The 23,933-nt window shown below is 54.1% G+C and carries 20 protein-coding genes; 8 read left to right on the plus strand and 12 right to left on the minus strand.

Features of this window, described 5'->3' with window-relative positions; genetic code table 11:
- The first annotated feature begins 420 nt into the window (after positions 1-420).
- The 3 genes from nrdA to yfaE all read left to right on the plus strand — a co-directional run bounded on the left by nrdA (position 421) and on the right by yfaE (position 4,264).
- Complete coding sequence (gene nrdA, locus ACN28R_RS12770; RefSeq protein ID WP_095834596.1) at positions 421-2,706, plus strand: class 1a ribonucleoside-diphosphate reductase subunit alpha; 2,286 nt, start codon at positions 421-423, stop codon at positions 2,704-2,706.
- Between the two features lie 164 nt (positions 2,707-2,870).
- A complete protein-coding gene (gene nrdB / locus ACN28R_RS12775) occupies positions 2,871-4,001 on the plus strand; it encodes a class Ia ribonucleoside-diphosphate reductase subunit beta (RefSeq protein ID WP_048639611.1) in 1,131 nt (376 codons plus the stop codon).
- A 2-nt stretch (positions 4,002-4,003) separates the two neighbouring features.
- Positions 4,004-4,264 carry a class I ribonucleotide reductase maintenance protein YfaE gene (gene yfaE / locus ACN28R_RS12780; protein ID WP_048635748.1) on the plus strand — a complete coding sequence of 87 codons (261 nt, stop codon included), beginning with the start codon at positions 4,004-4,006 and terminating at the stop codon, positions 4,262-4,264.
- Positions 4,265-4,282: 18 nt separating this feature from the next.
- On the opposite strand, the gene ACN28R_RS12785 is transcribed toward yfaE, so the two are convergent.
- From ACN28R_RS12785 to ACN28R_RS12805, 5 genes are all read right to left on the minus strand, one after another.
- Entirely contained in the window at positions 4,283-5,080 is a 798-nt protein-coding gene (locus tag ACN28R_RS12785) for an isochorismatase family protein (protein WP_095834597.1), read from the minus strand.
- 286 nt (positions 5,081-5,366) lie between these two features.
- A complete protein-coding gene (locus ACN28R_RS12790) occupies positions 5,367-6,737 on the minus strand; it encodes an amidase (protein ID WP_095834598.1) in 1,371 nt (456 codons plus the stop codon).
- Positions 6,738-6,752: 15 nt separating this feature from the next.
- The gene (locus ACN28R_RS12795; RefSeq protein ID WP_095834599.1) at positions 6,753-7,724 is read right to left on the minus strand and encodes an ABC transporter substrate-binding protein; all 972 of its coding nucleotides are present in this window, start codon (positions 7,722-7,724) and stop codon (positions 6,753-6,755) included.
- A gap of 47 nt (positions 7,725-7,771) precedes the next feature.
- A complete protein-coding gene (locus tag ACN28R_RS12800; RefSeq protein ID WP_095834600.1) occupies positions 7,772-8,617 on the minus strand; it encodes an ABC transporter permease in 846 nt (281 codons plus the stop codon).
- Positions 8,614-9,450, minus strand: a complete 837-nt coding sequence (locus ACN28R_RS12805; RefSeq protein ID WP_048635752.1) for an ABC transporter ATP-binding protein — start codon at positions 9,448-9,450, stop codon at positions 8,614-8,616. The genes ACN28R_RS12800 and ACN28R_RS12805 overlap by 4 nt, the downstream gene beginning before the upstream one ends.
- 309 nt (positions 9,451-9,759) lie before the next feature.
- On the opposite strand from ACN28R_RS12805, the gene ACN28R_RS12810 reads away from it, so the two are divergent.
- Together ACN28R_RS12810 and ACN28R_RS12815 are read left to right on the plus strand one after the other, a co-directional pair.
- A complete protein-coding gene (locus ACN28R_RS12810) occupies positions 9,760-10,674 on the plus strand; it encodes an SPFH domain-containing protein (RefSeq protein WP_048635753.1) in 915 nt (304 codons plus the stop codon).
- Complete coding sequence (locus ACN28R_RS12815; RefSeq protein WP_048635754.1) at positions 10,674-11,141, plus strand: NfeD family protein; 468 nt, start codon at positions 10,674-10,676, stop codon at positions 11,139-11,141. Before ACN28R_RS12810 ends, ACN28R_RS12815 begins: the two co-directional genes overlap by 1 nt.
- 143 nt (positions 11,142-11,284) lie before the next feature.
- On the opposite strand, the gene ACN28R_RS12820 is transcribed toward ACN28R_RS12815, so the two are convergent.
- From ACN28R_RS12820 to cueR, 7 genes are all read right to left on the minus strand, one after another.
- Entirely contained in the window at positions 11,285-12,466 is a 1,182-nt protein-coding gene (locus ACN28R_RS12820; protein ID WP_095834601.1) for an acetyl-CoA C-acetyltransferase, read from the minus strand.
- 24 nt (positions 12,467-12,490) lie between these two features.
- The gene (locus tag ACN28R_RS12825) at positions 12,491-13,813 is read right to left on the minus strand and encodes a TIGR00366 family protein (protein WP_048635756.1); all 1,323 of its coding nucleotides are present in this window, start codon (positions 13,811-13,813) and stop codon (positions 12,491-12,493) included.
- Entirely contained in the window at positions 13,810-14,475 is a 666-nt protein-coding gene (locus ACN28R_RS12830) for a CoA transferase subunit B (protein WP_095834602.1), read from the minus strand. The genes ACN28R_RS12825 and ACN28R_RS12830 overlap by 4 nt, the downstream gene beginning before the upstream one ends.
- Positions 14,472-15,137: an acetate CoA-transferase subunit alpha gene (gene atoD / locus ACN28R_RS12835; protein ID WP_095834603.1), complete on the minus strand. Its 666-nt coding sequence runs from the start codon at positions 15,135-15,137 to the stop codon at positions 14,472-14,474. The genes ACN28R_RS12830 and atoD overlap by 4 nt, the downstream gene beginning before the upstream one ends.
- A 298-nt stretch (positions 15,138-15,435) precedes the next feature.
- Entirely contained in the window at positions 15,436-16,818 is a 1,383-nt protein-coding gene (gene atoC / locus ACN28R_RS12840; RefSeq protein ID WP_095834604.1) for an acetoacetate metabolism transcriptional regulator AtoC, read from the minus strand.
- A complete protein-coding gene (gene atoS / locus ACN28R_RS12845) occupies positions 16,815-18,704 on the minus strand; it encodes a two-component system sensor histidine kinase AtoS (RefSeq protein ID WP_095834605.1) in 1,890 nt (629 codons plus the stop codon). The genes atoC and atoS overlap by 4 nt, the downstream gene beginning before the upstream one ends.
- A gap of 248 nt (positions 18,705-18,952) precedes the next feature.
- Positions 18,953-19,357, minus strand: a complete 405-nt coding sequence (cueR, locus tag ACN28R_RS12850; protein WP_095834606.1) for a Cu(I)-responsive transcriptional regulator — start codon at positions 19,355-19,357, stop codon at positions 18,953-18,955.
- Between the two features lie 226 nt (positions 19,358-19,583).
- Here cueR and ACN28R_RS12855 point away from each other — a divergent pair, with 226 nt between their 5' ends.
- From ACN28R_RS12855 to ACN28R_RS12865, 3 genes are all read left to right on the plus strand, one after another.
- Complete coding sequence (locus ACN28R_RS12855) at positions 19,584-19,925, plus strand: DUF6097 family protein (RefSeq protein WP_220701749.1); 342 nt, start codon at positions 19,584-19,586, stop codon at positions 19,923-19,925.
- A 313-nt stretch (positions 19,926-20,238) separates the two neighbouring features.
- Positions 20,239-22,971 carry a copper-exporting P-type ATPase CopA gene (copA, locus tag ACN28R_RS12860; protein ID WP_095834608.1) on the plus strand — a complete coding sequence of 911 codons (2,733 nt, stop codon included), beginning with the start codon at positions 20,239-20,241 and terminating at the stop codon, positions 22,969-22,971.
- 110 nt (positions 22,972-23,081) lie between these two features.
- Positions 23,082-23,885: a TraB/GumN family protein gene (locus ACN28R_RS12865; RefSeq protein ID WP_048635763.1), complete on the plus strand. Its 804-nt coding sequence runs from the start codon at positions 23,082-23,084 to the stop codon at positions 23,883-23,885.
- The last annotated feature ends 48 nt before the right edge of the window (positions 23,886-23,933 follow it).

Below are 23,933 nucleotides of genomic sequence, written 5' to 3' on the forward strand. Positions count from 1 at the left end.
CATTTTCCGTCATCCCTGCCGCGGCAGGCAGGGATCGGCGGGCGCCTTAAAATAACCAGACAATTCCTAGTGCCGTTGGTCATGTGAACGCGTGAGCGCGATGATAAACGCCATCACGAACAAGAAAGCGGCAACCGATCAATTATTTATTTTTTTATCCCCACGTATTGACAGGTCTAGAGGCCGCCAGTAAACCGGCGCTTAGCAAATAAGTAACATTTACCACCCAGGTTATCCACAATTTAGTCTGATTTTGTTCACTTGCAATAACACGTTTTTCTCATTATCTTGTTATCAAACTAAACCCGCCCCCCTATATATAGTGTTTGCGTTAAGCGAAAAGGCACAACTGTGTCTGACGCTTTATTTTATATGCCGCAACCCATGTAGGGTTAAAAGAATGGATAGGTACTACGCCCCATGAACCAGAGCCTGCTAGTAACCAAACGCGATGGCAGTAAAGAAAAAATCAATCTGGACAAAATCCACCGAGTCATTACCTGGGCCGCGGAAGGATTGCACAATGTCTCTGTTTCTCAGGTGGAGCTTCGCTCCCACATTCAGTTCTATGACGGCATCCGCACCGCCGACATCCATGAAACCATTATCAAAGCAGCGGCCGACCTGATCTCGCGTGAAAGCCCGGATTATCAATATCTGGCCGCGCGCCTGGCTATTTTTCACCTGCGTAAAAAAGCCTACGGCCAGTTCGAACCGCCAACGCTATTGGCTCACGTCGCCAAAATGGTCGACATGGGTAAATACGATAGGCACCTGCTGGAAGACTATAGCGCCGAAGAGTTCGCCGAGATGGATGGCTTCATCGATCACTGGCGCGACATGAACTTCTCTTATGCCGCGGTCAAGCAGTTGGAAGGGAAATATCTGGTGCAGAACCGCGTGACCGGCGAAATCTACGAGAGCGCCCAGTTCTTGTATATTCTGGTCGCCGCCTGCCTGTTTTCCGGCTATCCGCGTGAGACCCGTCTGGATTACGTGAAGCGTTTCTATGATGCGATCTCGACGTTTAAAATTTCATTGCCGACGCCGATTATGTCCGGCGTGCGCACGCCAACCCGTCAGTTCAGCTCTTGTGTTCTGATCGAGTGCGGCGACAGCCTGGATTCCATCAACGCGACCTCCAGCGCGATCGTAAAATATGTGTCCCAACGTGCGGGCATCGGTATCAACGCCGGTCGCATTCGTGCGCTGGGCAGCCCGATCCGCGGCGGCGAAGCCTTCCATACCGGCTGTATCCCATTCTATAAACATTTCCAGACCGCGGTGAAATCCTGTTCGCAGGGCGGCGTGCGCGGCGGCGCGGCCACGTTGTTCTATCCGTTGTGGCATCTGGAAGTGGAAAGCCTGCTGGTATTGAAAAATAACCGTGGCGTGGAAGGCAACCGCGTCCGTCATCTCGACTATGGCGTTCAGATCAACAAGCTGATGTATCAACGTCTGGTGAAAGGTGAAGAGATTACGCTGTTCAGCCCATCGGACGTGCCGGGACTCTATGACGCCTTCTTCGCCGATCAGGATGAATTCGAACGTCTCTACGTGCAGTATGAACAGGATGACGGCATCCGTAAGCAGCGTATCAAAGCGGTCGAGCTGTTCTCGCTGATGATGCAGGAACGCGCCTCGACGGGCCGTATCTATATCCAGAACGTAGACCACTGCAATACCCACAGTCCGTTTGACGCCGGCGTGGCTCCGGTGCGTCAGTCCAACCTGTGCCTGGAAATCGCCCTGCCGACCAAGCCGCTGGAAGACGTTAACGACGAAAACGGTGAAATCGCGCTCTGTACGCTGTCCGCCTTTAACCTCGGCGCTATCGACAGCCTTGACGATCTGGAAGAGCTGGCGACGCTGGCGGTACGCGCGCTGGATGCGCTGCTGGATTACCAGGATTACCCGATCCCGGCCGCCAACCGCGGGGCGATGGGCCGCCGCACCCTGGGCATCGGCGTCATTAACTTTGCCTATTATCTGGCGAAAAACGGCGTTCGTTATTCTGACGGCAGCGCCAACAATCTGACGCATAAAACGTTTGAAGCCATTCAGTACTATCTGCTGAAAGCCTCTAACGTACTGGCGCGCGAGCAAGGCGCCTGCCCGTGGTTCAACGAAACGACCTACTCTCAGGGCGTATTGCCGATTGATACTTACAAACGCGATCTTGACGCGATTTGCAACGAACCGCTGCATTATGACTGGGAAACGCTGCGTAACGACATTAAAGAATACGGCCTGCGCAACTCTACGCTGTCCGCGCTGATGCCGTCTGAAACCTCTTCGCAAATTTCCAACGCCACCAACGGTATTGAACCGCCGCGGGGTCACATCAGCGTTAAGGCGTCTAAAGACGGTATTCTGCGTCAGGTAGTGCCTGAGTATGAAAGACTGAAAGACGCTTACGAACTGCTGTGGGAAATGCCTAACAACGACGGTTATCTGCAACTGGTCGGTGTGATGCAGAAATTTGTCGATCAGGCCATTTCGTCCAACACTAACTACGATCCGTCGCGTTTCCCGTCGGGAAAAGTGCCGATGAAGCAGTTACTGAAAGACCTGCTGACGGCGTATAAGTTTGGCGTAAAAACGCTCTACTATCAAAACACCCGCGACGGTGCGGAAGATGCGCAGGACGATCTGCTGGCTGAGCCGCAGGACGACGGTTGCGAAGGCGGAGCCTGTAAGATTTAAGCCTTTTATAAAGGTTGCTGACAAAACACTCCCTCCCCAGTGAAGGAGATGGCTGGGGTGGGGTTGATTCAGTCAACCTCAGTCAGGTATGCAAACGCTTCATTTTTATGGCGGGCCGCCGCAGGCGGCGTTAAAAAATGCTGCGGCATTTTTTGGAGAGATCAATGGCCTATACCACTTTTTCACAGAATAAAAACGACCAGCTACTGGAACCCATGTTCTTTGGTCAATCGGTTAACGTTGCCCGTTACGATCAGCAAAAATACGAAATCTTTGAAAAGCTGATTGAAAAGCAGCTCTCTTTCTTCTGGCGCCCGGAAGAGGTGGACGTTTCCCGCGATCGTATCGATTATCAAGGGCTGCCAGAGCATGAAAAACATATTTTTATCAGCAATCTGAAATACCAGACTCTGCTGGATTCCATTCAGGGGCGCAGCCCGAACGTGGCGCTGCTGCCGCTGATCTCCATTCCTGAGCTGGAAACCTGGGTGGAAACCTGGGCGTTTTCCGAAACCATCCACTCCCGCTCCTACACGCATATCATCCGCAACATCGTCAACGATCCGTCGCTGGTGTTTGACGACATCGTCACCAATGAAGAGATCCTGAAACGCGCCAAGGACATTTCCGGTTATTACGACACGCTTATCGAGATGACCGGTTACTATCACCTGCTGGGCGAAGGGACGCATCAGGTGAATGGTAAAACCGTTACCGTTAATCTGTATGCGCTGAAAAAGAGTCTGTATCTGTGCCTGATGAGCGTCAACGCGCTGGAAGCGATCCGCTTTTACGTCAGCTTCGCCTGCTCGTTCGCCTTCGCCGAACGTGAACTGATGGAAGGCAACGCGAAAATCATCAAGCTGATCGCGCGTGATGAAGCGCTGCACCTGACCGGCACCCAGCATATGCTGAACCTGATGCGTTCAGGCCATGACGATCCGGATATGGCCCAGATTGCGGCAGAATGTCAGCAGGAGTGTTATGACCTGTTCGTGCTTGCCGCACAGCAGGAAAAAGAGTGGGCGGAATATCTGTTCCGCGATGGTTCGATGATTGGCCTGAACAAAGATATTCTGTGTCAGTACATTGAATACATCACCAACATCCGTATGCAGGCCGTGGGTCTGTCGCTGCCGTTTGAAACGCGCACCAACCCGATTCCGTGGATTAACGCCTGGCTGGTTTCCGATAACGTGCAGGTTGCCCCGCAGGAAGTGGAAGTCAGTTCTTATCTGGTGGGTCAGATTGATTCTGAAATCAATGCCGATGACCTCAGCGATTTCCAATTGTAATCATGACGGCGTCAACCATTACCCTGCGCGCCTCCGGCGCGCAGTTCACCTGTTCCGACCGACACGCCTCCCTGCTGGATGCGCTGGAATCCCAGCGGATGAGCGTCGAGTATCAATGCCGCTCCGGTTATTGCGGCTCATGCCGTATCCGCTTGCTCAAGGGTAACGTGGTATACCGTCAGGCGCCGCTGGCGTGCGTTCAACAGGGAGAGATCCTTCCCTGCTGCTGTATGCCCGTCAATGACATTGAACTGGATATGTAGTGTGTGCCGCGATAGGGATTACGCCTGCGTCTGTTCCGCCGCAACAGGCTGTTCGGCCAGCCAGCCGAGCACCTCGTCGATGCCAAGCACATCCGCATAGCGGGCATTGAGATCCAACAGGGTGAAATCCAGTACGGACTGACTTCTGTCGCCGACAATTTCCCGCGGCACCACCACATGAAACCCGGCCTGGAACGCCTCAATCGCCGTGGCGCGCAGGCTGCCGCTGGCGGTCACGCCCCCCAGGATCACCGTATCCACGCCCTGCTGCTTCAGCCACATCGTCAGATCGTGACCGTGCAAATCCGAGATATAGCAGGTGGACTGCATCCGATCGAACGCAATATCCTCCACAGCCGCATCGGCCTGATTCAGGTAGGCGTCATCCGTCAACACGGTGATAGAGGAAAATTTTTTTCCCCACATGCGGGAAAAAGGGTGATCTTCCTGATAAACCGTGCGGGTAAACACCGTCGGTGACTGGTGTAGCCTGGCCGCTCCCAGCAGTCGACACAGCGCGGTTTTATTAAACGGCGTATTGATCGCCAGCGTGGAGCCCGAATCCATAAAAGCATAGGTCACATCCCGTATCAGAATGGCCGCCTTGGCGCCAAAACCAATTTTGCTGGCGAAACCGGTCTGTGAATAAATGCGCTGAATTTCATCGGCCAGATAGCGGCGCTGGCCGCCGGGAGTATAAACCACCTTGAGGCCGTAGGTTTTCACCTCGCCATTTTCCTCCAGGCGCCTCAGGGTGCTGGCGGAGATCCCCAGCATTTTCGCCGCATCAGAAACCGTCAATAATTTATCGTACATAACACGCCATCCTGGTTAACCGAAAAAGACTGCCACGCACAAACCGTGCGCTTAAAAAACAGGCGTGTTTAAGATTGCTGACAAAGTCGCCTGTAAGCCTGAGATACACGGGGCGACCACGGGGCGAGGCGTCCCTGCGGGAACCTCATCCCCGTGTTTCCCCTAAAATCTAACGTTGTCAATGGCCTGAAACGCGGGCGTCTTTCAACGCCGCTTGCGGCGGCCCATCATCAAAAAATCATAATGTATTTATCGCCCGCCGAGTCGACCGGCGGGCGGCTTATTTTCAATGCTGGCAGACCGGAGGTAAATAAGCATGCCAATCGGTCATCTGCTGATAGTACAGCCCTAAATCCACCAGCGCCTGTTCGTTGCCATGCCGGGCCACCCACTGCATGCCGATAGGCAATTGCGAACGGGAAAAACCAACCGGCAGCGTCAGCGTCGGCACGCCGGCGTTGGTGAACGGCATATTAAACGCCGGCGAACCGGTAAGCGCCAGGCTATAAGGCGCCAGCATCGACGTAGCGGGCGTCATCAGGATATCCACCTCGGCAAACAGCGCGGCCAGTTCCTCACGGTAACGGGCCCGCGTCTGCTGGGCCTGCAGATACTCATGGGCGGAAATAGCCAACCCCTGTTGCAGGAACTCCTGTAAATAAGCACCGAATAATGTCGGCGTTTGCAGGAATGTCGAGCGGTGATAGGCCGCGCATTCGGCCTGCATCACTACCTGGTGCGCCTGACAGGCCGCGTCAAAACTCGCCGGCAGCGCAATACTACGCAGCCGAACGCCGCCTGCCGCCAGTTCATCCATCGCCCGCCGGCAGGCGGCGCCGACCTCATCATCCACGTTGGCGAACCACGGATGTTCCACGATGCCGACAGTATAATCATGCTTTTCCCTTAATTGCAGCGGCGTATAAGGCAGATTTTGCGTGGTTTCATCTCTAGGGTCCGGCCCTGACAGCGCGTTATACACCAACGCCGCATCTTCAACGGTGTGAGTAAAGGCGCCGACATGATCCAGCGACCAGCTGGCCGGAATAACCCCGGCTTTACTGATACGGCCATAGGTTGCCTTGAGCACCGTGACCCCGTTAAACGCCGCCGGACGGGACAGCGATCCGGCCGTCTGCGTACCCAGCGTCATTAGCGCCATGCGCGCGCCAAGCGCAGCGGCGGAACCGCTGCTTGAGCCACCGGGCGTATGCTGTGGATTCCAGGCGTTGCCGGTTTCCGGCGGCGTGCCTAAATTGGCGAACTCCGTGGTAGTCAGCTTACCGAGCAACAGCGCCCCCATCTCATCCAGCCGGTCGATAACGCTGGCGTTCTCGGTGGAGATCGCCCCCTGACAGACTTTAGAGCCGCCCTCGGTGGGCAGTCCGCGGGTGTGGAAGATATCCTTGGCGCCATAGGGAATGCCAAATAGCGCGGGTTTGCAGGCAATCGCCGCCATCTGCCGGTCCAGCTCCGCCGCCCGTCGTCTGGCGCCGTCACGATCGAGATAACGCCAGGCTTTGATCTGCACATCGCGTTCGTCGATACGCGTCAGAAAATGACTCAGCAACTCCCCCGGCGAAATTTTGCCTGCGGCCAACAGCCGCCGGGTGGCGGCAATGGTGGCGAAAGGAGAAGAGTCCAACATCTTTTTCATAGAGCCGATCCTTAATCAGGGTTTGCTGGCGAACTGACCATCAACAATCTGTTCATAAGGCATATCCTGCGTGATATTGCCGACGAATTTCTGGATGTCGATGGCGGTGGTGAATGCCTGGGGAGAAATCACCGCGTTAGCGGGATAGACATTACTGTCGATCATGCGTTGCACCGCCGCATCCACTATTGTGCCGTCCAGAGAGGCGAACTCCAGACGGGCCACCTTTTTCGCTTCATCCGGGTGCTGGTGAATAAAAGCCAGAGACTCATTGATGGATTTGACGAAACGCGCGACCAGTTGCGGATTGTCGGCGATGAGTTTCTCCGAAGTATTGATGGTGGAGAACGCATACTCGGGATAGTCGCGGGTAAAGTCATAAATCACCTTCAACCCCTGACCTACGCCCTGATCGGCCTGGGGTTCATAGACCACCGCGACATCCGCCCGGCCGGCCAGCAGTGGTCCCAGCTCCGAACCGTTCTGCACTTCGTTAATCGTGACGTCTTTTTTGGGATCCAAACCCTGTTGTTGCAGTAAACGCATCAGCAGGGTGTGGGAAGTCCCGGGCGCCAGGCCGGAAACCAGTCGTTTTCCCTTCAGATCGGCAGGCGAATTAAAGGTAAAGTCCGGCTTGGCCAGTATCCATACCGGCGCGCTGTTGGCGACGGCGCTGACAGCCTTGGCCTGACCGCCTTTCTGCTGAGCGAATCCCACATGTTCAGGACCGTGCACCGAGAACTGCGCCTCGCCGGACAACACGGCCGCCAGCGCGGTGGGACCGGAGCCCGCCGAGCGGATAGTCGCCACATCAATCTGGTTCTGAGCAAACATTCCCTGATGCTTCGCCACATAAACCGGTAGATACAGCAGCGTGTGAAACGCCTCGGTTACCAGCACGCGATCGGCCTTGCCATCGGCGGCGAAACCGCCGGCGGAGCCCAGGGTAAAGACGGCGGCACACAGCCATGAAACAATTTTATTCATCTGTGAATTCCTTCGAGTAATGGATTACTGAATAAGCCAACGGCGGACTAACGATTAACCGACTGGCGCTCCCAAGGCAGCAGCCAGCGCTGTAATTGGATAACCAGCAGATAAAGCACGATAGCGACGAACAACAAGGTAAAGACGCCGACCCACACCACGTTGAGGTTGAACAGGTTGCCGGCGACGAAAATCATTTTGCCCAGGCCATAATCGGAAGAGATAAATTCGCCCCCGATATCGGCAATCAGCGCGAAGCCGATATTCAGACGGAAGGCGGAGATGATCCATGGCAGCGTGGACGGGATCACCACCTTACGGAAAATCTGGTTCTTATTGGCGCCCAGCGAACGCATTAAGTTCACCTGGCTGTCGTCAATCTGATGCGTTCCCTGCCACGCCGACAGCAATGCCACGATATAGGTGGCGATAAACGCCAGGGCGATTTTGGAAAACATCCCGGAGCCGAACCAGATAATAATGATCGGCGCCAGCGCGATTTTCGGCAGTCCGTTCAAGGCGATGAAAAACGGATCGAGAATGCGCGCCAGCGTAGGCGAATACCACAGCAGCAGTCCGGACAGCGATCCCAGCAGGCTGCCCAGCACAAATCCGGTCACCGTGGCGTAAACCGTGACATAGGCGTTGGTCAGCAGTTCACCATTAGCCAGCAAACGGACAAATTCATGCCAGATCCCCGCCGGCGATCCCATCAGAAAAGCATTGACCACGCCGGTTTCTACGCCGTACTGCCATAGCGTCACCATCCCGATAAGGATCAATGCCCGCCAGCTATTATCTTTCAGCAGCGCCAGCGCTTTCTTTTTGCGCCGACGGCTCAAAGCCGATGGATTGGCGCGCGTTTTATCCGTGGCGGTAACAGGCATATTCATGACCGGCCCCCCAACTGAATGTCCATGTCGCCCCATATCGCATCGAAAAACTGTTGATAGCGCGGATCCTTACGGGCGCCGATGGCGGAGCCATGTTGCTTGGCCAAGCCGACTTCATAGGTTTTCTTATTCCACGTCGGCCGCTGCGACATCACCACGATACGATCGGACATGGAAATGGCCTCGCCGATATCGTGGGTGATCAGCACCACCGTTTTGCCGTATTCATTAAGAATCGACAGGATCTCTTCCTCCAGCACCAGACGAGTCTGGTAATCCAGCGCGGAGAACGGCTCATCAAGCAGAATGATGTCAGGATCGATCACCAAAGTGCGGATCAGCGCCGCTCTCTGACGCATCCCGCCGGAGAGCGTGGACGGATAGGCGTGGGCGAAATCTCCCAGGCCGTATTTCAGCAGATAGGCCATGGCCCGTTCATGGCGCTCTTTCTTCGGCACTTCGCTGATTTCCAACCCCAGGCAAACGTTATCGAGGATGGTGCGCCAGGGAAACAGCAGATCCTTTTGCAGCATATAACCCACCCGGCCTTTCTTGGGCATCGCGTAATATTGGTCAAATACCTGGATCTCGCCGGCGGTGGGCGTCAGCAGCCCGGCGATCATGTTGAACATCGTGCTCTTGCCACATCCGCTGGGGCCGACAATACTGATAAATTCCCGGTGATAAATATCAATCGTGATGTCTTTAATCACATCCACCACGTTTTCATCATGATCCAGAAACTGCTTTTTTACTCCCCTCATCGAGATAGCGACCGGAGGCGGCGCGGGGGCGGTTGTCGATGTGTTGTTTATTGCAGGTGAAAGACTCATCACATACTCCTGATTAACAGCATTCCCAGAGACGCCATTGCCGCAGCACGGATGCATCGCCGGATATAGACCAAGAATGAAGGAAGTCGGTTGCGCAGGATCACCGTAGCAAAAACTTTTCAAACTTGTCTAATACGACAAACTTATCAAACTTGTCATTTTTGCTCATCCGCTTTTCCAGCGATGGCGCAAGGGCCAGACAAAAACGGCGAAAACGGTAAAACAACGGAAAATAACCACGGAACCCACTGATCCGCCCGCGCTTGGGTTACACTAGCGGTAGATAAAACAACCAGGAGGTTTTAGATAATGCTTACCGTCATTCCCGTATTGATCTTTGTGGCGCTGATCATCGTCTGGTCAGGAATTAAAATCGTACCGCAGGGCTACCAATGGACAGTTGAACGCTTCGGCCGCTATACCAAAACGTTGATGCCAGGTCTTAATCTGGTGGTGCCGTTCATGGACCGCGTTGGCCGGAAAATCAATATGATGGAACAGGTGTTGGATATTCCGTCCCAGGAAGTCATTTCGCGCGATAACGCCAATGTCGCTATCGATGCGGTCTGCTTTATTCAGGTGATCGACCCCGCGCGGGCGGCGTATGAAGTCAGCAATCTGCAACAGGCGATCGTCAACCTGACCATGACCAACTTCCGTACCGTGCTGGGTTCGATGGAGCTGGATGAAATGCTCTCCCAGCGCGACAGCATCAACAGCCGCTTACTGCATATCGTCGATGAAGCCACCAACCCGTGGGGCGTTAAGATTACCCGTATTGAAATCCGCGATGTGCGTCCGCCGGCCGAGCTGATTGCGGCGATGAACGCGCAGATGAAAGCGGAACGTAACAAACGCGCCGATATTCTTGAAGCCGAGGGCGTTCGTCAGGCCGCCATTCTGCGGGCCGAGGGGGAAAAACAGTCGCAAATACTGAAGGCGGAAGGGCAACGGCAGTCCGCCTTTTTAGAAGCCGAAGCGCGTGAACGTGCGGCGCAAGCGGAAGCGCAGGCGACTAAAATGGTGTCGGAGGCGATCGCCGCGGGCAACATTCAGGCGATCAACTATTTTGTGGCGCAAAAATATACCGACGCGCTGCAACAAATCGGTTCATCCAACAACAGCAAGGTCATCATGATGCCGCTGGAAGCCAGTAACCTAATGGGCGCCATCGGCGGTATTACCGAACTGATTAAAGATAGCCAAGACAGCCGGAGTAAATAATGGGTATTGAACTGGTGATGGAAAATGCGCACTGGTTCTGGCTGTCGCTCGGTGGCCTGTTGCTGGCGGCCGAGATGCTGGGCGCCAGTGGTTATCTGTTATGGAGCGGGATATCGGCGGTGCTGGTTGGGCTGCTGGCCTGGCTGATGCCGATAGGCTGGCCGTGGCAAGGCATTGCATTCGCCGTTCTGACCATCATCACCGCCGTGCTGTGGTGGTACTGGCTGCGTAAGCGCACGCTTGCCCGCCCGGCCTCCGCGCTGAACCAGCGCGGACAGCAGTTGATCGGGCGGCGCGCCACGCTGATCGAACCCACGGTGGATGGTTTCGGACGCGTCAGAATCGGCGACAGCACCTGGCGGGTCAAATCAGAGCCAAACCTGGCTGCCGGAACCCATGTTGAAGTGATTGCCATTGAAGGCATTACGCTGCACGTGCGCCCGGTTACGCCGCAACCCCAGGATTGACGGGATTCCTCGCCTCGTTCTGGCGTGAAAAAAACACGCCAGAACCTTAATGCCGTTAGCTTAAGTTTGACGTTAGGGAAACACGACGCCGAGGTCAACGCTTACGGTACTTCGCGTCGTGGTCTCCCCGTGGATACCACGCCTTAAACGCGCTCAACAATCATTGCCGTTCCCTGCCCGCCGCCAATACACAGCGTCGCCAACCCCAGCGCTTTGTCTCTGGCCTCCATAGCATGCAGCAGCGTCACCAGAATACGAGCGCCGCTGGCGCCAATCGGATGCCCCAGCGCAATCGCCCCGCCGTTCACATTAACCTTTTCCTCATCGAAACCCAGCACCTTTCCTACGGCCAGAAACTGGGCGGCAAACGCTTCGTTCGCTTCAATCAGATCGATATCCGACAGGCTTAAGCCCGTGCTTTTCAGCACGTTCAACGTTGCGGGTACCGGCCCCATACCCATGATATCCGGCCCGACGCCAGCGCTGGCATAACCGCGGATACGCGCCAGAGGTTTCAGCCCCAGATCGCGGGCACGCTGTTCGGACATCACGATCAGCGCCGCCGCGCCATCATTGATACCGGAGGCATTGCCCGCAGTCACCGAACCATTTTTATCAAATGCCGGACGCAATGCGGCCAGTTTTTCCTGCGTGGTCTCAGCCCGTGGGTGCTCATCCGTATCGAAAATAACCTCACCTTTCCGTCCTTTAATCACGATAGGGGTAATTTCCTTGGCAAACGCGCCTTTTGCTATCGCCGCTATCGCTTTTTGCTGGGAGGCCAACGCGGCGCTATCCTGCTGCTCACGGGTAATATTGTACTCTTTCGCCACATTTTCGGCCGTAATCCCCATGTGATAGCCATTAATGGCGCAAAGCAGGCCATCCTGCAAAATAACGTCCTGGAGATGGCCATTGCCAAGGCGATACCCCCAGCGGGCCTTGCTATCAAGCAGATAGGGCGCCTGGCTCATACTTTCCATGCCGCCGGCCAGCACGACATTTGCGTCTCCTGAACGGATAGCCTGCGCGGCCAGCGCCACGCTTTTCAGGCCGGAACCACAGACTTTGTTCACGGTGAATGAACTGATTTCTTTCATAATCCCGCCTTTTAACGCCGCCTGGCGCGCCGGATTCTGTCCCAACCCCGCCTGTAAAACATTTCCCATAATAACTTCATCAATCACGCCGGCCGCTATACCGGCCCGGCGGATTGCTTCACGGATAACATGCGCGCCCAGATCGGCGGCTGACACGCTTGCCAAACCGCCGTTAAAACTGCCTACCGCAGTACGGGCGGCACTGACAATAACTGCATTATTCATTATTTGTATTCCTTATGATGAGGGTCAGAGTAGCGTGAGACCAATAACGAAAATGACGCCGGAGAACAGCAAAGCGGTAACGCAATATCCCATAATGTCGCGAACCCCCAGCCCGGCAATGGCCAGCGCAGGCAGCGCCCAGAATGGTTGAGCCATATTCATCCACTGTTCGCCATAGGCGATGGCCATAGTGGCTTTCCCCAGATCGGCGCCCAGAGCCTGAGCGGCGGGAAGAACGAACGGCCCTTGAATGACCCAGTGTCCGCCACCGGAAGGCACGGAAAAGTTAATCAGCGCGGAACTGAAGAACGCCATGACGGGGAAGGTGTCTTTGTTGGCGATATTGATGAACCACTCGGTAATCATGCCGCCGAGGCCGGAGTGCTCCATCATCAGTTGGATGCCGGCATAGAAAGGAAACTGCACCAGAATACCGGAGGTACTACGCGCGGCGGCGGAAATGGCCCGCATATACGCCATCGGCGTTTTATGCAGTAACATGCCGCCGATCAGAAACATCAAATTGACCGTATTGATCGTGATATTGAAACCGTTTTGCCAAAAGTACATGCCGAGATAGGCCACGCCCAGCGCGACGATAATCAGCGTAATAATCCGGCTTTCTTCCAGCTTTTCCGCTATTGAAGCATTGGCCGGCAGTTTCTTCTGAAAATCGGGCTCCTCTTCCAATAAAGCGGGATCGATAGCGATCACGTTTTCTGACTTCGGCATCATCATTCTGGTCACAAAAGGCATGACGACAATCAGCCCAATCGTGATGAAGAAGTTATAGCCGGTCAGCAGAGTCTCACTGATGGGGATGATGCCGGCAATATGCTCCACCGGATTACCCGGCGTCGCCGCCAGCAACGGCATTGAACCTGAAAAACCCCCGCCCCAGGAAAGGAACCCGATGTAGGCGCAGGCGATCAACAGCGGATAGTCAGAGCCAGGTACGCGGCGAGCTACCTCGCGGGCAAACATCGCGCCCACAATCAGCCCGAATCCCCAGTTGATCACACAGGCGACCAGACCAAAGAACGTTACCAGCATTACGCCCTGAACCGGCGTTTTTGCCAGTGAAGCAATATTTTTCAATACCCGTTTAACCGGCGGTGAACTGGCCAGCGCATGACCGGTAACAATGATCAGCGCCATCTGCATTCCGAATCCGAGCAGATTCCAGAAGCCATCACCCCACATTTTCACCATGTCCATCGGCGTATGCGGCGTAAACGTCAGCCCGATGATAAACATCAGAATAGTCAGCAACATCGCGAAGATAAGCGGATCGGGCAGATAACGGCTGACGACCGTTGTCATCCCCCTGGAAATTTTTCCGATCATGATGCCGCCTCGTTCATGACAACCGGCATCACCTTCAGATTGTCGGCAACGATAAATTTGGCCGCGGTTTTCTCTTTCACCGTGTCCAAAGATACGCCCGGAGCCAGTTCAGTGAGCGTAAGTTGTCCGTTGTCGAACACAAATACGGCAAGCTCCGTCACCACCATGTCGACTTTATTTTTAGCGGTCAGCGGTAATGTGCACTGCGCCAACAGTTTGGGTGAACCATCTTTTGCGCAATGCTCCATGGCGATGATGACTTTGCGGGCTCCGGTTACCAGATCCATCGCCCCTCCCATACCGGGCACCATTTTTCCGGGCACCATCCAGTTAGCCAGATTCGCCTGCTGATCGACCTGTAACCCGCCGAGTACGCTGACATCCACATGACCGCCGCGGATCAGAGCAAAAGAGAACGCGCTGTCGAACATCGCCGCCCCCGGCCGCATGCCGCAAGGTTGTCCGCCGGCATTAACCAGACTGGGGTGCGGCTCCTCTATCGGCCCCAGCCCCAGAAAGCCATTTTCAGATTGAAGGGTGATATCCATATTTTCCGGCAGGTAATTGGCCACCATCGTTGGCAACCCGATTCCCAGATTGACGATATCGCCATCCTGTAATTCCTGCGCTACGCGTTGAGCAATGAGTGTCTTGGTATTCATGCGTCAGCCTCCATGGGAACGACGATGTGATTGATCAGGGCGCCGGGGGTTACAACAACGTCCGGCGAGATATCGCCGATATTGACCAACTCATCCGGTTCAACGATGACGCGATCCGCCGCGAGTGCGATAAGCGGATTGAAATTACGGGCGGTGAGTTCATAGGTGAGATTGCCAAACAAATCAGCGATGTGAGCCTGGACTAACGCCAGATCCGCCCGTAATGGCAGTTCCAACAAATAGTCGACGCCACTTTGGGTAATCTTTTGTTTTCCCTCTTCAACCACGGTGCCAACACCGGTAGGCGTCAGCACGCCGCCTAGCCCGGCGCCCCCGCAGCGAATGCGTTCGGTCAACGTTCCCTGGGGAACCAGTTCGATATCAATTTCTCCGGCGATCATGCGCCGTCCCGTTTCAGGATTAGTGCCAATATGAGAGGCAATAACCTTTTTCACGCGTCCATTGGTAATTAACGGACCAATTCCGGTATCAACAAAAGCCGTGTCGTTGCAAATCAGCGTAAGTTCTTTTACGCCGGAATCGAGTAATGCATCAATTAATCGAGGCGGAGTGCCTATTCCCATAAAACCGCCGACCATGATTGTCATGCCATCATTAAAATATTGAGCGGCCTGAGATATTTTTATTCTTTTATCTTTCATTATGACTCCTTGGTTTATATCCAATAAAAAATGGATCTATTCAGGAATTGCAAAGCACAGGCCAGTTTTTTCAGCAAAGACCCAAAATCGCAACACAATGAAATGAAAGGAATAAAAAACAAAATCTAAGATTTCAAGAAATAAAACGGGAAAGATGATGTGAAATTAAACGTCGAAAGTGCGCACATAAATTTGCACACAGAACGAATACTTTGGTGAAGTGGATCACATAATAAAAAAGGCCGACCAAGAACAGGCCAGCCTTAACAATAACATTACATTAATCATGGATTTGTTTTTATTCAATACAATACTCTTGTAATTTATAAATTAATGCACGCCGGCTAATGCCTAATATTTTTGCGGTTTGAACCCGATTACCTTGATTATTATTCAACACCCGGAAAATCAACTCCCGCTCGTAGGATTTCATTCGTTCTTTCAGACTCAGACCGCCATCTTCAATGGGATCGGACATATCATCTTGCGGGTCGTTATCCCTTACCTGCTGCACCTGTTCCGGCAGATCGTCAGCGAAAATCATAAATCCGGTGCTCATGATCACGGCGCGCTCAATAGCATTCTCCAGCTCACGGACATTTCCCGGCCAGCTATATTTTTCAAGCGCAACAATGGCGCTAATATCCAGCCCAATAATTTCCTTGCCGTTCTCCGCGCTGAACTTATGTAAAAAATGCTGCGACAGCAAAGCAATATCTTCCGGTCTGTCTCTAAGAGGAAGTGAGGATAAATGCATCACGTTTAAACGATAAAACAAGTCGTGCCGAAACTCGCCGTTATCAATCATTTCAGGTAAATTTCGATTAGTTGCGGCGACAATGCGAATATCAGTTTTAATCGTCCGGCTTCCGCCAAGCCTTTCAAATTCCCGCTCCTGCAAAACGCGTAAAAGTTTTACCTGCAAGTTATGGGGCATCTCGCCTATCTCATCCAGCAGTAGGGTTCCACAGTGCGCACGTTCAAACAGTCCTTGTCGTTGCATTTGCGCGCCGGTGAACGCTCCTTTCTCGTGACCGAACAGTTCGCTTTCCAGTAGCGACTCGGGCAAAGCTCCGCAATTCACTCGAATAAACGGCCCGTTCGCCCTGGCGCTATTATAATGAATGGCCTTGGCAATCAATTCCTTGCCAGTCCCGCTTTCGCCAGTAATCAGCACCGTGGCGTTACTTTGGGCAACCTTGGCGATATCGCGGCATAATTCCATCATCTTGGGGTTATTGGTCAGAATGCGATCCCAGGTATAGCTTTCCGACAACTCGCGGTGCAGCAAATTAATTTCCTGCTTCATATCACGTAATTGCAACGCCCGGCTCATTAGCAGTTTTAACTCATCCAGCTCAAACGGCTTTATCACATAGTCGAAGGCTCCGAGCCGCAAGGCTTCAACCGCCGTCTCCACCGCGGCGTAGGCCGTCATCAGAATGATAGGAATATCCTGCTGAATTTCCCTCATACGTTTCAGTGCATTGATGCCGTTAACATTGGGCATTCTGATATCCATCAGCACAATGTCGGGCTGCTGCTCCCGGTAGACAGAGATGGCCGATTGTCCATCTCCGGAACAGATGACATGATGACCGTCATTGGAAAATACCGCAGTCAGCATCCGGCGGACGCTCTCTTCATCATCCACAATAAGAATACGATACGCTTGGGTCATTGCGCGCTCCTGCTACACTTCAGAATCGGAAGAATCAGTGTTACCGTCGTGCCATGCTGCGGCTGGCTTTCTATAGTAATGTCGCCGTTGTGGGCGGTTATAATACGTTGGGCAATAGAGAGCCCGAGCCCGGTACCGGTCGGTTTGGTGGTGAAAAATGGCGTGAATATCTTTTCCATGACATCGGGGGCGATGCCAATTCCGCTATCGCGAATTTTGATTTGTAATTTATCGTCACCATATCGTCGGGTGGAAACGTTAATCTCGCCCCGCGCCGGGATCGCCTGAACGGCATTAATCATTAAGTTCAGGATCACCTGTTTCAGCAATTCAGCATCCGCTTCAATATCCGGCAGTGTTTCATCCAGCGTGATGGTGAAATCAACCCGGTTATCCAGACCGTGCGTATGCACCAGCAGCAACGTTTCGCGAATCAGCGGATTAATGGCAATACACTGATAGAGGCGGGAATGCGGCCTGGCAAAATCAAGTAATTGCTGTATCACATTATTAATGGAACGAACTTCCTTGAGGATAATGTTGATATATTCAACGCGCTGGCGATCGCGTTCCCCCTCTTTCAGATATTGTACAAAACCGCTGATGGCCGTCAGTGGATTACGCACCTCATGGGCGACACCCGCCATCAGTTCGCCCAGAGTCGCCAATCGCTCCGCCCGTTCAATTTGTTTTTGCATCTGCTTTTGTGCGGTGAGATCGGTAAAAATCACCAAGGCGCCAATAATTTCGCCTTCGGCATTCCTTAACTGACTACTGCTGGCTTTTATCTGTAAGATCTTTTCTTTCGCCGGATAATCCAATTCGACCCCGACATGCCCCACGCCATGCGTCAGAGTATCCAGCACCGGGCTTTGAAACCCCTCTTTATCAAAAACGGATTTGTAATGTTTGCCGATTAACTCTTCATTACTGTATCCGGATATCTCCTGCGCCGCCGGATTACACATGGTTATTTTACCGTAATTATCAATACTGATTACGCCATCGGCAGCGCTCTCAATGATTAACTCATTCAACGTTCTAACTTCGCGCAAATCGCGAGATAGGGTATTAATACTGGCGGCGATTCTACCCATTTCTCCATGCAGCGGCGGCAACTGTGCTTTTAAGTCAACGGGAAGTTGACTTAACCCGGATTCAATTAAATCAACGTCACGGGTAAGACGCCGGGAAAAACTGATAATCAGGAAAAGACTAATCATCAAGCCAATGGTAATAACCGTAATAATACTGATGTCCATTGCCATGGCTTGCTTATTAATATCATTGGAAAGTTCATTAGCCCAAATATAACCGATTATTTCGCCATGCCGAATAATCGGCATCATGGCATTCATGATATCTCCTCTGACCTGAAAACCCGATTTAATCAACGGTTTTCCCGTCAGCATGACCTGCCTGCCCGGATGTTCTGCTGAAATAGAGGCACCGACGGTATTACCGTATTGCTCCTGCGGCGCATAAGTAATAATTGCGTCTAACGATTTGCTGTAATATCCGGCGCCGACATTCAAAAATGTCCGCGTTATTTTATCCGTCGTCGCAGACAAATGCTGATTCAGGGCATGGATACGTTCGGAGCGGGGAAGATCGGCGAATTGTTCTAATTTATCACCCAGGACATCATCCAAAAGCTGAGTGACGGCATAAAGTTTTTTCTCTTTTTCCCGCAGCAATGCTTCTTTCCCCTGGACCTCCACAATATAAGCCATAATTAAAACAGGGAGAAAGACCATAAACACCGCCAGAAATATCATCTTATTACGCAAAGTATGAGGAAAAAGAGCGCATAGGGCGGTAATAATCTTAGGTGGGAACGGCGGATTCGTTTTATTAAAAACTATGCTAATGCCCGATCGTATCATGCTGGCTATTCTTCTTAGTTTATATATCACGATAGCAGTGAGGATTATAAAATCCCGTACGGGAAACAAACGCGAGACAGCTCTCTTTTCAGGATATATTCGCAATAATTCGAGTTACAGGACAAAACGTTATCGTTTTGAACAACGCGACACTGGCCCTTTACGAGCGAGACGCATTCATGGACCTCGTAACGCGGCGGCACAGCCAATCCCCTGAAGCTTACTGAAGTCGAGTTACTGGCATTCCATCATGTTTTGGCATGGCAACAACCGGCAAGATTATTGATGATCGGACAATCCGCGCCGCTGTCTCCCGGACACTGTTCCGCCAGCGCCAGCAAACGTTGGCGCATCGCCCTCAGTTCTTCAATCTGGACTTCAATTTCCGTTACTTTTTGCAGCGTGCGCGCTTTAACATCCGCGCTGCGGCGTAGCGGATCGTTAAACAGCGCGACCAGCTCCTTACACTCGTCCAGATTAAACCCGACCTGGCGAGCCTGACGCAGTAACGTCAGTTCTTCGATATGATGGGCTCTATAACTGCGGTAGCCATTTTCAGAACGCAACGGCGCGGTCAGTAGCCCTTTCTCTTCATAGAAGCGGATGGTTTTACTGGTAAGCCCGGTTTTTTTTGCCACATCGCCGATATTCATCGCTCCTCCTTACGCCTCCCCTGCGGGAAGACCGTCAATTAAAATGAGCATACGTCATCGCCAGTGAAATGTCAGAATGTCCATATCCGATCTGAATATTTACAGAAGATGTTCCCTATTTTTCAAGATAATCGCCCATGGCGTGCGGCCTTATATTGGGTTATGTACAATTGAGCGCCGGATCGGGGCTTGCCGTAAAAACCGGCAGATTGACGATGATTGAACGATATCTGGGCGGTCAAGGTACGCCAATCTGAATAAGAAAAAACGTTCCGCCAACATCATAGCGGGGATTTTAGCGCTCCCCCTTTTGATCTTCTCTCTTTTTCTGTTTTTCAGCCGCTATCAGAAATATTTCAGCTTCGGGTTTGATATGGAAAATACGATGGAAACCCTTTTCCTGATGATCATCGAATACCCGTGGGCGGTGATCTTATATGCCGTCGCATTTGCCGCTATGGTCTTCTATTTTTATCGATTAAATAGTCAGTCCATGGCGGAAGCGGATAAAATTATTCACGCGTTCATGACCCAATCGCCATCCATCATCAACCCTATTATCGGATAACAGAGTCTTGCAACCTTACCTTTACCTGGCGCATGGTGATTGAAGGGACAGGCGAAACAATATTCGAAGACCCGCGCCGCAGTCGGCAATGCGGCGCAATATTTCAAATGTCGGTCAAATTCCCCAGTCTTACGGCCACTTTCGTCAAAGCGCGATGCGGCGTCGGCGCCGATGTTAAAAGCCTGCGTTAATCAGCAAAATAATCTCTTGACCTTCCCCTTGCGGTAAGGTTTAACCTGCTTAATCATCGGTAAAAAGCAGGCTGACGGCCAGCGTATTCGACCGCCGGTTGCGCCCACAGGAGATAACGTTCATGTCACAAACTATCGTTTTGTCATTGCAGGGACTCACCTGCGGACACTGCGTACAGCGGGTTAAAAAAACGCTGGAAGAACTGCCGGATGTTGAACAGGCGGACGTCACGCTGAATTACGCCAAAGTCACGGGCGATGCAAAAACGCCGGCGCTAATCGCCAGTATCGAACAGGCCGGATACGAAGCCAGCCAGGCCGCCGCCCCGGATGTTGCTCTGCAACTTTCCGGATTGAGCTGTCAGCATTGCGTCGCCTCTACGCGTAAAGCGCTGGAAGCCGTTCAGGGCGTTGTCGCGGCAGAAGTATCCAAAGAGCAAGCCGACATCTACGGCGACGCCGATCCGGCAGCGCTAATCAGCGCGGTGAAACAGGCCGGTTATCAGGCCAGCGTATTGCAGGAGACGGCTCACCCAAAAACTGAGCCGCTGGCACAGGTAGCGACGACGCCGGAAACGCTGCCAGCGGCCCAGAATAATATTCCGGCCTCATCCGTTGACGACGCGCCTGTCGTTGACGACGACAATGTACAAATGCTGCTGCAGGGGATGAGCTGCGCCAGCTGCGTCAACCGGGTGCAGAAAGCCTTACAAGGCGTTGCCGGCGTAACGCAGGCGCGCGTAAATCTGGCCGAGCGCAGCGCGCTGGTGAGCGGACACGCGACGCCGGAAGCGCTGATCGCCGCCGTCGAACGGGCGGGCTACGGCGCCGAAATCATTCAGGATGAAGAGCAACGCCGCGCCCGCCAGCAGCAGACCTCACAACAAAACATCCGGCGTTTTCAGTGGCAGGCGGCGCTCGGCCTGCTGTTGGGGGTGCCGTTAATGCTGTGGGGCGTGCTCGGCGGCAGCATGACCCTGACGCCCGCAAGCCGCACGCCGTGGCTGATCGTCGGCGCGCTGACGCTGGCGGTCATGGTTTTCGCCGGCGGCCATTTTTATCGCAACGCCTGGCGCAGCCTGAAAAACGGCGGCGCCACCATGGATACGCTGGTCGCACTCGGCACCGGCGCGGCCTGGCTCTATTCCATTACCGTCAACCTATGGCCGGACGTTTTCCCCATGGCGGCCCGTCACCTTTATTATGAAGCCAGCGCCATGATCATCGGTCTAATCAACCTGGGTCATGCCCTGGAACAGCGCGCCCGCCAGCGCTCGTCCCACGCGTTGGAAAAGCTGTTGGATCTCACGCCCCCCACCGCCCGCGTAGTGACGCCGGACGGCGAGCAAACGTTGCCGCTGGCCGCCGTGCAAACCGGCATGACGTTACGTCTGACGACCGGCGACCGCATTCCCGTCGACGGCGAGATCCTGCAAGGGGAAATCTGGGTCGATGAAGCGATGCTGACCGGCGAGCCGCTGCCGCAACAAAAAGAGCCAGGCGATGCGGTTCACGCCGGTACGCTGGTTGCCGACGGCAGCGCCTTGTTCCGCGCCGACGCCGTCGGCAACCAGACGACGCTATCGCGCATTATCCGGCTGGTCAGACAGGCGCAGAGCAGTAAACCGGCGATCGGACAACTGGCCGATCGCATTTCCGCCGTGTTTGTGCCGGTGGTGGTGGCTATCGCCGTCATCAGCGGCGCCGTCTGGTTGTTCGCCGGACCGGCGCCGCAAATTGTCTATACGCTGGTGATCGCCACCACCGTGTTGATTATCGCCTGCCCTTGCGCCCTCGGGCTGGCGACGCCGATGTCGATTATTTCCGGGGTGGGCCGCGCGGCCGAATTCGGCGTACTGGTGCGGGATGCCGATGCCCTGCAACAGGCCAGCAAGCTGGATATTCTGGTTTTCGACAAAACCGGCACCCTGACCGAAGGCCAGCCGCGCGTGGTAGCGGTTCACACTTTTGGGGCGGCGACGGAACAACAGGCGCTAATCTGGGCGGCCTCGCTGGAACGGGGCGCCAATCATCCGCTGGCAAAATCCATCGTCAACCGTGCCGAAGGTCTTACCCTCACGGAGATCAATCAGTTCCGAACGTTGCGCGGTCTGGGAGTCAGCGGGCAAACGGCCGAGGGCGTGTCGTTGCTTCTCGGCAATCCGGCGCTGCTGAAACAGCGCCAGATTGATATCCAGGCCGGCGAGGCGTTGATCGAGGAACAGGCGCAACGCGGCATCACGCCGGTATTACTGGCGGCTGACGGTCATATCGTCGCCGTGTTCTCTATCCTCGATCCTTTGCGCGCAGACAGCGTCGCGGCTTTGCAGCGCCTGCACCAACAGGGCTATCAACTGGTGATGCTGACTGGCGATAATCCGCTGACGGCCAACGCCATCGCCAAGGACGCCGGTATCGACCGGGTGATCGCCGGCGTGCTGCCGGATGGCAAGGCTGATGCTATCAAACAGCTTCAGGCACAGGGGAAACGCGTGGCGATGATCGGCGACGGCATCAACGATGCCCCTGCGCTGGCGCGGGCGGATGTGGGGATCGCCATGGGCGGCGGCAGCGATATCGCGATCGAAACCGCGGCCATTACCCTGATGCGCCACAGCCTGCACGGCGTGGCCGATGCCTTGGCCATCTCCAAGGCCACCCTGCGCAATATGAAGCAAAACCTACTGGGCGCGTTTGTTTACAACGTACTAGGGATCCCGATTGCGGCCGGCGTACTGTATCCGCTGACCGGGACGCTGCTAAGCCCGGTGGTAGCCGGCGCGGCGATGGCGCTATCCTCCATCACCGTGGTCAGCAACGCCAATCGGCTGCTGCGCTTTAAACCCGGAAGATGAGCAGAGCGGCTGCCTGCGCCCTCAGGCATCCGCATTTTCAGCCGATTACCAGTACAACTTGCCTCCCGATGCGTTTAGCATAGATGAATGAGAATCGGGAGACGGGATCGATGAGACAATTGCTGCGCCAAATCGCCACTTTTTTGGGTTTTATCACGCCCCTGACTTACGCCTATCCCGCGGTGGATGTTCATCTGCCGGATGACCGCCAGCTTCATCTGGTCGGCAGTATTCATATGGGCAGCATGGATATGGCCCCCCTGCCCGACGCGCTGCTGAAACAGTTGCAAAGCGCCACCGCGCTGATTGTCGAAGCCGATATTTCCAACACGGGTTCGCCTTTCGAACATACCGCAGCCGCCCCTCCGCTCTCGGAACGGCTCGACCCGGCGGATTATCGCCAGCTACAGCTCATCTGCGAAAAGCTGTCGTTCAGCGAAAACCTCATTGACCGCGTTCCCGCCTGGCAGGCGGCGCTGATGCTACAGGCCCGTCAGGCGCAGTTACTGGGATTGCGCCCGGATTACGGTATCGATTATCAGTTGATTAACGCCGCTAAGGCGCAAGGGTTAAACATTATTGAACTTGAGGGGCAGCAGACGCAGGTCGATTTGCTGCAACAGCTGCCGCAGGGCGGTTTACCGCTGCTGCAAGATACCATCAGACACTGGCACGCCAACGCGCGTCTGTTGCAAACCATGGTCGGCTGGTGGCTGGATAGCAAACCGGGCAAGATGACCATGCCGCTGCCCGCCACCTTCAGTCATGAGATGAGCAACGTGCTGATGAATCAACGCAACCGGCTCTGGCAACAAAAGCTCCAGGCCCTGCCCGCCGGCAATTATGTGGTTGCAGTCGGCGCGTTACATTTATATGGTGATGACAACCTCCCCACGTTATTACAGGCCAATTGAGCGAAATATACCCGATGGATTTCAACCTGCAGGCACCCAATGCGCCTG

Source organism: Brenneria goodwinii, from assembly GCF_002291445.1.
Lineage (GTDB): Bacteria > Pseudomonadota > Gammaproteobacteria > Enterobacterales > Enterobacteriaceae > Brenneria > Brenneria goodwinii.